We start from the raw sequence: 12798 nt of genomic DNA on the forward strand, positions 1-12798 counted from the left end.
ACGGTTTGAAAATTAAATTATTTATACGTTATCTTAGAACTAAGAGTTTGCTCCTGATCATCGGGAAGCCGTTCTCAAGGAGGTCCTTGTATGGATTATGTCTGCCTTGGAAACAACGTACTGAGCTATCAGACCGAACTGCCGGCGTCCGGAGGTCTTAAAGAGCAGAAATCCTTGGAGAAAAAGCTGCGGACTCAAAAAGACGAGATTCTGAAGCTGCTCGCGAGCAACATATCCGATCTCAGCGACATCGAATCGTTGAGTATCCGAAAATTCAAAGTCGGCAAAGCCTCCTATTACAAGATCCAGGTTGAGACAGTGGATCACGCGATCAGGGGTTATAATATCACCAAGGGGCGGGATCAGAAGCTGATCGATCATATCCTCGAGACCAGCGGAAATTCAGACACCTTGATTCTGACCCATGACCGCATCTCGGAACAGGTCAGGGCGTTAGTCAACTCCTTTGGCAAAGGGGAGAACAAAGACACACTCTATCTTTGGTCCTCCGGAGGGGGAGGCCATAAATCGGCCAAGGAAGCCCAGACAGAAAAGGAGATGGTCAAGCTCAGGAATCAGATTATCGGACATGCCTCAGAAGAAGTTAAGGCTGACTTTTCCAGTCGCTTCACCAACATTGGAGTCTTTACAGATTGGTGTAAGCAGATGGGGTATCTGCATGAGGCGGATGTCTTGACCGATTATGTCGGTTCTGTTGGAGTGGCCAGTGCCGAGTCGTGGGATAGGGCCCAGCAGGAGGGTAATGTCAAGAAACAGGAAAGTCTCGCTTCGCTGCAGTGGCTTTCTGACCGCGTGTTTGGTCCTGTTATCTTTATTCAGACGCTGAGAGATCTGATCAACCATCATCCGAGGAAGGTGGTGTCCACTCAGGCAATGGCAACGCCCTCTATCTTGTTTGCCCTCTGCATTTATAACGCTTTTTTCAAGCCTGCCATGGATCCAGAGGTGAAGCTTCATCTTTACATGACAGATATGCCGACGGGCCTGTCGGGACATTTTTTCAAATCGCTGAAAAGAATTTGGGAGATCGCCGGGAAAAAGCACCTTATCCTCCACGCGCCGAAACCAACCGACAAAGACACCTGGATAATCCGTTGCAATCTTCCGGACGATCAGGTTGTCGAGCTGAAGACGCGAGATTTTCCTGTGCGCGCCTCTTTCCTTAAGGCAGTGGAAAGCTATACACCTGAAGCGCCGGTCGGATTTAAGGTGACGGGCGAAGAGGAGTCCAAATTATTGAAAGAGGTTCTCAAGCACCAGAAGGCGACCGGAGAGCTGGTCGGTGCTGACGGGTTCAACTTCGAATATCAGGTGGATGACAAAGATAACGCCTACTTTTTGATGCTGGGCAGTCAGCCGACCAAGCAGGCAATTGTGGACTATGTGGATAAATTTCTTTTAGAGGCCAAGCAAAATCCGAAAGAGAGCTATAAGCTCTTCGCTTTTGCGGGGAAATTCATTCCCGGCAAGGAGTGTTTTTATAAAGAGCTTTGCGATTACATCAAGACCCAAAAAAATTGGCCCTCCAATTTACGCGTCATCCCGCTCTCCTTCCAAAATCCTGAGCATTTGGTCAACCTGGAGCTGAAATGCAACACCATTACCCGTTCCGGGGGGGGTACTGTTATGGAGCTATTAGTGTTGCATGAACTGGTAGAGGGGAAGAAAAGCAAATTGAAACCGAAGATGCGCTTTATCCACGCACAGAAGGTAAAGGGAAGGGATTTGGAATCTAGTATTCCTCTTTGGGAGCGCGGAAATTACCTGCACTTGAGAGGAGCTGTAGGCAGCAAACACTGCAAAGTGGTAGATCCCCATGAGATGTTCAGGGATTCGCGTATACAGAGGGCCAAGAGATCTTTTGAGAAAAAACAATTACAAAAAAAACAGGGAGCGGCGCGCCTTGCTGGGACACCGGCGGCGTGACCTCTCGTGATCTCCAGCTCTGAGAGTCTTTACTAAAACTGAAATCGCATGGCTTGCCTGCCGAATTGTCCTCTACGTCCTGAAAAACATTCGGAATAGTGGATTGATAGACCGAAAGTGTCTAAAAATTTGTCTTTAGCTCAGAGAAAGCTCTCAAGATTAAAAGCTTGCAAGTCATCTAGCATTAGGGGTGTGAGACAGTTGGTGGCCTTCCAGTCTTTTGCCGGGTTCATCAAAAGTGGTCAAACAGAGCGTTAGTTTTCAAAAAATCCCCAATTCTGAGATGTTTTCGGTCTATTCTGGCCTGTTTAAGGCGCGCATATTTTGATTATTCTTGAAATTTGCGGAAGGGGGAGAGTTGAAATGAACCGAAAAGTCGGTAGAAACTTTTTACCGGGATAGGTTCTTGGAAAATCGAGCTTAGGCTATTCTTGCTACAAACTAAAGAAATAGGTTTCGGGCACTGATAACGGATCGATCTCCTTTGCCGATGCCGATTTCTTAGATTTCCCCATTATCCACCATTACCAGGCAAGCCAAGGCTCATATTTTATGGATTATCCCCACATTTCTGTCCTGAAAGAGGAAGTTCTCGAATCTTTCAAACCCATGCAGATTCATCGATTCATTGACGGAACGTTAGGTGCTGGAGGCCATGCGGAGGCCATTCTTAAAAGCCATCCTGAAATTGAACAACTTGTAGGAATAGACCGGGATCAAAGCGCTTTGAAGATAGCATCTGCAAGACTTATGCCCTTCAGCGGGAAGACGCGGTTTCTGCATGCGCAGTTCTCCAACGCCTTGGGAGCGCTTCTGAAAGAAGGAGAGGGTGTCTACGATGGAATCTTGCTGGATCTCGGAGTATCCTCCATGCAACTTGACGAAGAGGAGAGGGGTTTTAGTTTCCGCGAGGAGGGTCCTCTTGATATGCGGATGGATAAATCCAATCCGCTGACAGCCGGTATCATCGTCAACACATATCCAGAAGAGGAATTGGGGTGGATATTCCGTGAATGGGGAGAGGAGAAGATGTGGAGAAAAGCAGCTCAGGCAATAGTAAAGGCCAGGTTGCAATCTCCTCTCAACACTACAAAGGAGCTTGCAGATCTTATGCAGGAATCTATCCGTTCGAGAAAGCCGCAAATCCACGCTGCCACTTTAGTTTTCCAGGCACTCAGGATTGCTGTCAATGACGAGCTGAAGGCAATTGATGAGGCGCTGCCTATCGCTTTAAAACTCTTGAAAAAGGGCGGAAGGCTTGCGGTGATCTCCTTCCATTCCCTGGAAGATCGGATCGTGAAGAGATTTTTCCAAAAGGAGAGCCTCGATAAAGAGAGCACATCCGGTATTGGCGGACTGTTTATCGACAGGGAGCCGTCATTGAAAACCCTGACAAGAAAACCTCTGGAGGCGACCGACAGGGAAGTGGCGGACAACCCACGCAGCAGGAGCGCCAAGCTGAGGGTGGCTGAAAAACTATGAACGAAAGTCTGTTCTCTAGTAAATTTCTCTTTGTCGCCAAGTGCTTTGTCTCTCTTGTCATCATCTCCTTTTTTGCCTACAAATACATCGATCGGCAGAACACGGTAACGGCCAAGCGAAGAGAGATCCCTGAACTCCAGAAGAAACTGAAGACCCTGGAGGAGGAGAACACAAGGCTGCAATATGAGATAGATAAATTGGAAAACCCCGTGAATCTGATGCGTTATTCCCGCATGAAACAGTTCCAGCATCTTCACTATCCGAGGGAGAGCGAAGTGATCACTCTGCAAGAAGGCGGAGGCCGCGGAAGGTGAGTAAGAAAAGTAAAGAGCCGGTAACGTTTTTGGAGCGAAGGCGCCTTGCGCTTCTCGCGATGGCTTTGGTCGGACTCTTTGCGCTTTTGCTCACGCAATTTTATCGTTTGCAGATCATTCAGGGTGACTATTGGGAGAAACGGGGGGAGCGCCAGCATTTTTTTATCGTCACCGAGCCCTTCTTGAGGGGGCGTTTTTTTTCCAATCCTACGGTCAAAAGAGGCCATCCTGAATCGCCTAAGGCCTTTGTTGCCGATATCCGGATGTTCCATCTGTTTGCCGATCCCCTTTCCATCGAGGAGAAAAATCACGTCAAAATAGTTGAGGCGTTAAATGAGATCCTCTCTTTAAATGGACCCGAGATGGAGAAATTGGCCGACCAGCTGCTTGCGAAAAGCAGAAGCCGCACTCTGGCGATGTGGCTTCCCAAGGAGAAAAAAGACGAGATCGAGAAGTGGTGGCGGCCGTTTGCGAAAAAAAACAAGATTCCCTCCAACGCTCTTTTCTTTGTGACCGACTATAAACGCTCCTATCCTTTCGGAAAAATGTTGGGTCAGGTTCTGCACACCATTCAGGAGAGAAAGGACGAAACGACCAAGCAGGCAGTCCCGACAGGGGGGCTTGAACTTTGTTTAAACTCTTACCTGAAGGGGTGTCAGGGCAAGAGAATTATGATGCGCTCACCCAGGCACTCCTTTGAGATGGGCGAAGTGGTTAAACCTCCGATCCACGGCGCCGATGTCTTTTTGACCATCAACCACTGCCTCCAGGCCATCTGTGAAGAGGAGATCGAAGCCGGGGTTAAGGCGTGCGGAGCTAAATATGGCTGGGCGGCGATGATGGAGCCGCGTACCGGAGAGGTGCTGGCTATCGCTCAATATCCTTTTTTCTATCCTGACGACTACTCCCGTTTTTTTAAGGATTCCTCGATCGCAGAGACTACCAAAGTGAAACCTCTCACGGATGCCCAAGAACCTGGTTCTGTGATGAAGCCGGTCACCTGCGCGATTGCCCTCATGGCCAATGAGGAGATGAAAAAAAGAGGGGAGCCGCCTCTTTTCACACCTGAGGAGATGATCGCGACTGCCAGTGGAGCCTTCCCCGGAAGAAGCAAGCCGATTAAAGATACCAAGTCCCATAAACTGATGAATATGGATATGGCTTTGCAAAAGTCCTCTAACATCTATATGGGAAGAATTATTCACCGGGTGATTCTTAAGCTCGGAGACCAGTGGTATAGAAAAGCTCTCGCTGATTCATTTGGCTTTGGCAGAAGGACTTTCCTGGAGCTTCCTGCCGAAAGTCCGGGAGTTTTGCCCACCCCCGGTAAAATGCACCCGAACGGCAAGCTTGAGTGGTCTGTACCCACGCCCTTTTCTTTGGCAATCGGACATAACTTGCAGGTCAACAGCTTTCAACTTCTGCGGGCGATCTCGGTCTTTGCCAATCGTGGATTCTTAGTCGAACCTACCTTGATCAGAAAAATTGTCAGGACAAATCCCGATGGAAGTGAAGAGTTGATCTTGGATAATACCGATCCTGAGAGGATATCGAAATTTAAACGTGTTATTTCCAAGGAGATAGCTGAAAGAGTGGTCCGCGGGATGAAATTTGTCACTAAGCCCGGAGGAGGCGGATTTCGCGGGGAAGTCTATGGGTACACCGAAGCCGGTAAGACCGGAACAGCCAACAAAATTGTAGGCGGACAGTATTCGAAGAAGAATTATATCTCCACTTTCATTGGGTTCACTCCCGTTGTCAAGCCTGCTTTTGTCTTATTGGTCACAATGGACGAGCCTGATATTACTTATAAACCGGGAGTGGGCCACACCTATTATTCGGGTATCTGCACAGCTCCGGTGTTCAGCAAAATAGCCACACGGGCGCTTGAGTATATGGGTGTGGAGCCAGATGACCCTTACGGCTATCCTCCGAAAGACCCAAGGTATGATGAGAAGAAAGCCGATTGGATAGGCGAAACCAAAAAGTTGCAAGAAATCAGCCAAAAGTGGAATAACTGATACAAAGAAACAATTTTAAAATTTGATTTCATAATCATCCGTCGTTAATTTTAATGATATACCGAAAAATATCTAAAAATTTCGGTATATTAGAGTGAATAGAGCCAATAGAGTGATATGAAGCTGAAAAAACTTCTCAAAGATATTAAAGGGATCGAGATCCGGGGCCCTAAAGAAATCGAGATTTCTGGCGTTTGCGCCAACTCCAAATATGTTGCGCCGGGCAACCTCTTCATCGCAAGGAGAGGCAAAGACCATGACGGCGGAGACTTTATTCCCGAAGCGATCGCCTCCGGTGCCAAAGCGGTACTGACCGATCTTTATGATCCTGCCTATAAAGAGATAGCGCAGATTGTGTGTCACGATGTGAAGAAGGTAGAGGCAGAGCTGGCAGCGGCGTATTATGAGCTACCCTCCGATAAGCTCTATATGGTCGGCATCACGGGCACTTCGGGGAAAACAACCGTTTCTTATCTAGTCAAACATCTCCTGGAGAAACTCGACGGCCCCGCGGGATTGATGGGAACTATCGAATATCAGATCGGGGAGATGCGCTATCCGGCGACGCACACAACGCCTGACGTGACACGAGTGCACAAGCTTCTAAAAGAGATGGTCGATCTCAAAATGCGCTCCTGTGTGATGGAAGTGACGTCGCACGCACTCGACCAAGGCCGCGTCGAGGGGGTTAATTTTGATACGGCGGTCTTCACTAACTTAAGCCCCGAGCACCTCGACTACCATCCCGACATGGAAGCTTATGCCAAGGCAAAAGAGCGGCTGTTTCATATGCTCTCTCAAAAGCAGTCTAAAGAAAAGGCGTCGTTCGGCAAGAGTGCCATCATCAATGCCGACAGTCCCTGGTCATCGCATATGCTAGAGCGTTACCGCGGGCAAGTGCTAACGTATGGAGTTGAAAACCATGCCGATGTGCGTGCAGCAGGAATCAATTATTTCCCCGGGAAGACAGAGTTCAAGGCTGTTTTCCGGGGAATTTCCTGCCCTGTCTTCCTTCCCTTCAGTGGTAAGTTCAACGTCTATAATTTCCTGGCGGCCCTCTCTGTAGGACTCTCAAGAGGGTTTTCCCTTGAAAGCAGCGTCAGGGTCTTGGAGAACCCTCCAAAAATTCCCGGCAGGCTGGAGTATATCGATAACAAGCTGGGTATCGTGTGCCTTGTCGACTACGCTCACAAGCCCGATGCCCTGGAAAACGTCCTTAAAACCTTAAGCGACATCAAGACGGGTAAGGTGATCACAGTCTTTGGCTGCGGCGGGGGGGGGGGGGGGCACAAGCGGCCGCTCATGGCCCGAGCTGCCGAGATGTATAGTGACAAAGTGGTCGTCACCACCGACAACCCGCGCTCTGAGGATCCATTGGCAATTATTGAAGCGATCAAAAGAGGATTTTCCGGCAAGAGGCCTGTTGCCGTCGAGCCTGACAGAAAAAAAGCCATCGCTCACGCGATTGAAGAAGCAAAAGAAGGGGATATTGTTTTGATAGCCGGCAAAGGACATGAAGCTTCTCAGATATTCCACAATAAAACAGTCCCTTTCGATGACCGCAAGGAAGCCAAAGAGTGCCTCGATCTCAAAGAGAGCGTGAGATGCCGTTAATCAACTGGGGAAGGCGCCTTCCCTTTCAACAGTGTTCTCATCGCCTTCTTTTCGTGGTGCTGATCCTTTTCTTAGCTTCATCGTGCGGGAAAACGCCCCAATACCGTTACTATGAGGAAGAACCCACCCCCCCTCACAAAAAGCAGATCGCCGCGGTCCCCCCGAAAAAGGAGATTGCGCTGGCCGCTCCCGCGCCGATTGCAGTCCTTCCCAAAAAAATTGAGGCGACAGGCCCTCTGATCGTGATTGACCCGGGACACGGGGGAAAAGATAACGGCACCCAGTCACTTAAAACGCCGAAATATTACGAGAAAAACCTGACGCTCTCCACCTCGATCGCTTTGAATGAGTATTTAAAGCTGCTCGGATTTAAAACGGTGATGACCCGGGACAAAGACGAGTTTATCGAGCTTAAAGACCGCGCCTCCTTTGCCAATGAAAAAAGCCCGCTTCTGTTTGTTAGCGTTCATTTTAACTCCGCACCGAGCAAGGCAGCCGAAGGGGTTGAGGTATACTATTACAAATCCGATACGGAAAAACTGAGAACCGATAAATCGAAGGTGCTCGCTTCTAAGGTTTTAGATGGGGTTCTTGCCTATACCAAGGCCAAGTCGCGCGGTGTCAAGCATGGCAACTACTTAGTGATCCGCGAGACGAATGTGCCCGCCATCATTGTGGAAGGGGGCTTTATGACTAATGACGATGAGATGCAGAAGATCCGGGACGGCTCCTACCTGAAGAAGTTGGCATGGGGCATCGCGCAAGGGATCAAGAAGTTTGCCGCCCAGTAAGAGAGTGTCTTTTAAGGAATTGTCCTCGGCGCGACTTGAACGCGCGACCTGTTGCTTAGGAGGCAACCGCTCTATCCACTGAGCTACGAGAACGTGAAGAGATGATTCTAAGACAGCGCAAGTTTCTTCTCAACACCTTTCATTGGATAGAGCGGGCGAGCGATCAGCTGAGTTTATCGATGTCGCTCTGCATCTTGGCGATCTCACTTTGAAGCGCGTCAATCTTGCTGTCTTGCTGTTTGATTTTCTGCTCGTAATCGGTGATTTTTTGGGAGGCGAACCTTTTTCCTTCCTCACTGCCTACGTCGTACAATTTTTTCTGGTTATTCCACTCCGCTTGCAGCACGGCTTTTTCTTTATTTAACTTAGTCATTTGGCCGGTTTTTGTTTTTACCTGTGCAGTTAGACTTTCCCGTTGATCCTTTCTATTACGAGCGGCGACAAAAGCTCCCATTTCGGGAGTAGAACTGAGTTTGTCGATATCGCTTTGCATCACCTTGATCTCATTTTGGAGCGCATTGATCTTGGAGTTTTGGTCGTTGATTTTTTGCTGGTAATCCGCCATTTTCTGAGAGGCGAACATTTTTCCGTCTTTACTGCCCGCATCGTACAATTTTTTCTGGTTATTCCACTCCGCTTGCAGCACAGCCTTTTCTTTATCTAACTTATCCAGTTGACCGGTTTTGGTTTTAACCTGCGCTTTCAAACTTTCCCATTTGTCTTCGCTCTTGCGTAATGCAACATCGGCCTCAAGCTGAGGACCTGAGCTGCCCAGGGGGACGAAGTGCTCCAGCACTGTTTGAGTAGCCGGATCATTGAACACATAATCTAAAGCTTTAAAGGTGAGCGCAAGGTCATCAGGCTCAAAATCGGTGAGATGAATCTCCCTCATCTCCCCCTCTTTCCAGCTTCCATCTTTAAATGCTGCTGTAAGTGATTTGAACTCAGGAGACTGAGTTACGTCGTGGTTGATTTTCCCTCCTGTTGTCAGATCTTTAAACAGATCTCTATCGATCATCTCTTTGGTGACATTACTGTTTTGCAGCCTCTTTAGAACCTCTTTCTTGAGATCACCCTGATTTTTGATGGTGGCGTTGGGGAGTTCATTTAAGATCTCGTCCAGTACACGAGCAGATTTACTTGCTCCGTTTTTGGCGATGGATCCAAAAATGCGAACCTTCGTGTCAGAGATTTCTAAAAATTTATTGTTAAATGCGTTTGCCATCTGTTCATAATTGACATGGTTTTCATTTGTTAGTTTATCCATAGTCACCGCAGAACTAATCTTGGATGCATCCGGAACGGGTGAGCCCTGCGCTTCATAGTGTTTTTTGACATGCTTTCTGACCGTCATCTCCCCCTCGGCTCTTTCCGAGTAGCCTTTTCCCTTGATTTGCTTGGCCGTATCAGTTCGGTCGCTGAAGTTTGTGGGCACGGAGAATGACTCGGCTTTGCCGGTATTGACGTTAACAACGCGGATTTCGGCCTCTTCTTTAAATTGAATGGAGGTTAAGGATTTCATCTGTTGGACCAAACCTGCATTATCTTGCGTGAATTTGCTTTTTGCGGCTTTTAACTCGCTGGAGTCTTCCTCTTTGATGGAGCACTCTTTCAGGGCTTCCCGGATCTGATTTCTTGAGCCCTTAGATCTAAGCTGCAGCTCTCTTTTTCCGATGTCTGCCTCGGTGTCTTGGATTGCATCCTTAAGATCTGACGCTTTTTTTGAACTCGGGTCAAGAGAGGATAGTTCCTCTTTCATCTCGTTGAGAGAAACCTTCATGTAGATCAGCGCACCAAGCTGACCTTTCAGGCCTCCGGCGCTGAGTTTTTGCTCAAAAGCATCTGCGACCCCTTTGACCATTTCGGCGTTGCCCGTGAGTGCTTTCATGGCCTTTAAGGTTGCCTCGTGCTCACTGCTGAAGCTTCTCTTGGCTGTCTTTTCAGGAAATGAGTCACCATTTTTGACAGTGGCCATGTCGATTATTGAGTGCATGGCGGCCTGGTGATCCTCTCCTTGCAGCTGTCCCTCAAGCTGAGCGATTTCCTGTCCGATTTGAGGCACATCTTTTTCTAGTTTCAAATACTCGGGATTGATCAGTACCTCGTTAAGCTGTCTTCTCAAATCCGACAATTTGGTGGGAGAGTCCTGCTTGGACATGCTATTTTTTATCTTAGATATCTGATCTTCAAACGCATCAAGTTTTTGCTTCATCTCGGAATGATTTGCTTTGAGTTCGCTAAGCTTACTTAATTGTTCACCAAGCCCGCCTTCAGCCATTTTCTCTTGAAAGGCGTTGTTTAACCGATTATTGGGAATTTCCAAGCTACGGTCATGTGCTTCTGCGGATGTCGCTTTGACCAGGGTGCTGTCGGTTTTTCCTAAATTTTTAACGAAGCTCGTGACGTTGGAAGCGTATTTCTGGATTTTGCTTGCCGTTCGCCCTGGGCGGTCTGGCGAGCTAGTATCGGCACGGACGACTACCTTTCCCCCCTTTAATGATGCGTGGCGCAGCATGTTGACCTGGTCTTGCCCGAGGGTACTGCCATGTTCCTTCATGAATTTTTGCACTTGCTTAGGGGTACTGGCTAAATGTCGATTGGTCGTAAATTCCAAAGAACCGGATTCCCGGTTGACTGAAACGTAAAGGCGCCCCTCGTGATTTGCCTGTTGCGTCGGTTGTCCTGCGGACGTTTCATGAAAGTTCTGTCCTTGAATCGGGCCTCCCTGCCCGGTAGGTACATGCATAAAAACCTCCCCTTTAGTAATCCTTTCTACTTCGTTTCTTAAATTATAACTTATAAATTAAATAAATGTATTTACAAAATCACAACGATTTTAAATAATTAATTTACAAAATATTTAAATATCTGTTCTTTTTGTGATATACCGAAACAACCTGAAGAATTGGTCTTTGGCTTCGTCGGGTTTACTTAAGAATTTTCGTTCTCACTCGCGCCTTGCCTCTCGGCAATGGTCGCTCGCTCCGGACAAAAATTCTTAAGGCCCTCCTGGCCAAATTTCCAATTCTTCAAGTTGTTTCGGTATAGGCGATCGCCTCTTACAAATTTTAAGGCACTGGTATATGGTAGATTTTGACATGGTTCGCGGGCGACGAACCTGGAGAAGTGCAACAGTATTTTGAATAAGGGGATTTGGGATGGAAAAAGCGGATATCGGATTGATCGGGTTGGCGGTGATGGGACAGAATCTGGTCTTGAATATGAACGATCACGGCTTTACGGTGGCTGTCTTTAACCGCACAGTCTCTAAAGTGGACGACTTTCTGCAAGGGCCGGCCAAAGGCACCCGCGTCATCGGCACCCATTCCATCGAAGAGTTTATTGCCACCTTAAAAAGACCGCGCCGGGTCATGTTGATGGTCAAAGCGGGGGATGCCGTCGATGAGTTTATTGAAGCGATCATTCCGCACTTAGAGCCGGGCGACATCATCATCGATGGCGGCAACAGCCTTTATACAGACACCTCAAGGCGTTGCGAGTATCTGAAAACGAAAAAGCTACTGTTTGTCGGCGCCGGCATATCGGGAGGAGAGGTGGGTGCCCGCCACGGACCATCCATCATGCCGGGAGGTCATAAGGAGGCGTGGCCGCACGTTAAACCGATCTTCACCGCGATCGCCGCTAAAGTCGAAAACAACGAAGCCTGTTGCGACTGGGTGGGAGATGCCGGCGCGGGCCACTACGTCAAGATGGTACACAACGGCATTGAATACGGTGACATGCAGCTCATCTCGGAAGCCTACAGCCTCTTGAAAGAGGGTCTTGGTGTCTCCAATGAGGAGCTCGCCTCCATCTTCACTAACTGGAATAAAGAGGAGTTGGAGAGTTACCTGATCGAAATTACGAGCCACATCTTCCAGGTCAAAGATCCTGAAGGGGGTTTTTTAGTCGATAAGGTACTTGATGTTGCCGGCCAGAAGGGGACAGGCAAGTGGACTGTCATCAATGCTCTCGATCTCGGGCAGCCGCTCACCTTGATCGGCGAGGCGGTGTTCGCGAGGTGCTTGTCTGCTCTCAAAGACGAGAGGGTGCAAGCGTCCAAAGCTTATCCGATGGAGAAAAAAAAGGTGTCCGGAGATTTTCGCTCGTTTGCCGAATCTGTCAAACATGCTCTTTATGCCTCGAAAATCATCAGCTACGCTCAAGGGTTTATGCTGATGCGTGAGGCATCCAAAGCTTACGGCTGGCAGATCAATTTTGGCGCCATCGCCTTGATGTGGCGTGGAGGCTGCATCATCCGAAGCCGCTTTTTAGGAAAGATCAAAGAGGCGTTTGATAAAGATGCCAAGCTGTCCAATATTTTGCTCGATCCCTATTTCCAGGGAGAGGTCAAAAAGGCGGAGGCAGGTTGGCGCAAGACGGTGTCCGAGGCGGCCCTTTCGGGTATTGCAGCTCCTTGTTTCAGTTCCGCGCTGGCATTCTTCGACGGATTTAAATGCCAAAGGCTGCCGGCCAACTTGCTGCAAGCGCAGCGGGACTACTTCGGGGCGCACACTTATGAAAGAATAGACAGAAAAAGAGGCGAGTTTTTCCACACCGACTGGGCAGGAACGGGCGGCAAGGCCAGTTCATCGACCTATAACGCGTGAGAAATTTTCGAAGGTAACT

At 48.5% G+C, this 12798-nt stretch carries 8 protein-coding genes and 1 tRNA gene; 7 read left to right on the top strand and 2 right to left on the bottom strand.

Translation table 11 applies throughout. The features are described from left to right. Nucleotides 1-90 precede the first annotated feature (90 nt). From ELAC_RS09015 to ELAC_RS09040, 6 genes are all read left to right on the top strand, one after another. A complete protein-coding gene (locus ELAC_RS09015; protein WP_098038946.1) occupies nucleotides 91-1947 on the top strand; it encodes a hypothetical protein in 1857 nt (618 codons plus the stop codon). A gap of 552 nt (nucleotides 1948-2499) precedes the next feature. Beyond that, nucleotides 2500-3429 (top strand): 16S rRNA (cytosine(1402)-N(4))-methyltransferase RsmH, encoded by a 930-nt coding sequence (gene rsmH / locus ELAC_RS09020; RefSeq protein ID WP_098038947.1) that lies wholly within the window; start codon nucleotides 2500-2502, stop codon nucleotides 3427-3429. After that, complete coding sequence (locus ELAC_RS09025) at nucleotides 3426-3743, top strand: hypothetical protein (RefSeq protein WP_098038948.1); 318 nt, start codon at nucleotides 3426-3428, stop codon at nucleotides 3741-3743. The genes rsmH and ELAC_RS09025 overlap by 4 nt, the downstream gene beginning before the upstream one ends. Continuing rightward, on the top strand, nucleotides 3740-5764 hold the full coding sequence (locus ELAC_RS09030; protein ID WP_239414469.1) for a peptidoglycan D,D-transpeptidase FtsI family protein: 2025 nt from the start codon (nucleotides 3740-3742) through the stop codon (nucleotides 5762-5764). The genes ELAC_RS09025 and ELAC_RS09030 overlap by 4 nt, the downstream gene beginning before the upstream one ends. A gap of 117 nt (nucleotides 5765-5881) precedes the next feature. Continuing rightward, on the top strand, nucleotides 5882-7378 hold the full coding sequence (locus tag ELAC_RS09035; protein ID WP_098038949.1) for a UDP-N-acetylmuramoyl-L-alanyl-D-glutamate--2,6-diaminopimelate ligase: 1497 nt from the start codon (nucleotides 5882-5884) through the stop codon (nucleotides 7376-7378). Continuing rightward, the gene (locus ELAC_RS09040; protein ID WP_098038950.1) at nucleotides 7369-8169 is read left to right on the top strand and encodes an N-acetylmuramoyl-L-alanine amidase family protein; all 801 of its coding nucleotides are present in this window, start codon (nucleotides 7369-7371) and stop codon (nucleotides 8167-8169) included. The genes ELAC_RS09035 and ELAC_RS09040 overlap by 10 nt, the downstream gene beginning before the upstream one ends. Before the next feature lie 20 nt (nucleotides 8170-8189). Here the strand turns inward: ELAC_RS09040 and ELAC_RS09045 are convergent. Both ELAC_RS09045 and ELAC_RS09050 read right to left on the bottom strand, forming a co-directional pair. Then, a tRNA-Arg gene (locus ELAC_RS09045) sits at nucleotides 8190-8262 on the bottom strand. Between the two features lie 70 nt (nucleotides 8263-8332). Beyond that, nucleotides 8333-10915: a coiled-coil domain-containing protein gene (locus tag ELAC_RS09050; protein ID WP_098038951.1), complete on the bottom strand. Its 2583-nt coding sequence runs from the start codon at nucleotides 10913-10915 to the stop codon at nucleotides 8333-8335. A gap of 412 nt (nucleotides 10916-11327) precedes the next feature. On the opposite strand from ELAC_RS09050, the gene gnd reads away from it, so the two are divergent. Next, entirely contained in the window at nucleotides 11328-12779 is a 1452-nt protein-coding gene (gene gnd, locus ELAC_RS09055; protein ID WP_098038952.1) for a decarboxylating NADP(+)-dependent phosphogluconate dehydrogenase, read from the top strand. The last annotated feature ends 19 nt before the right edge of the window (nucleotides 12780-12798 follow it).

Source organism: Estrella lausannensis (genome assembly GCF_900000175.1).
Classification (GTDB): Bacteria; Chlamydiota; Chlamydiia; order Chlamydiales; family Criblamydiaceae; genus Estrella; species Estrella lausannensis.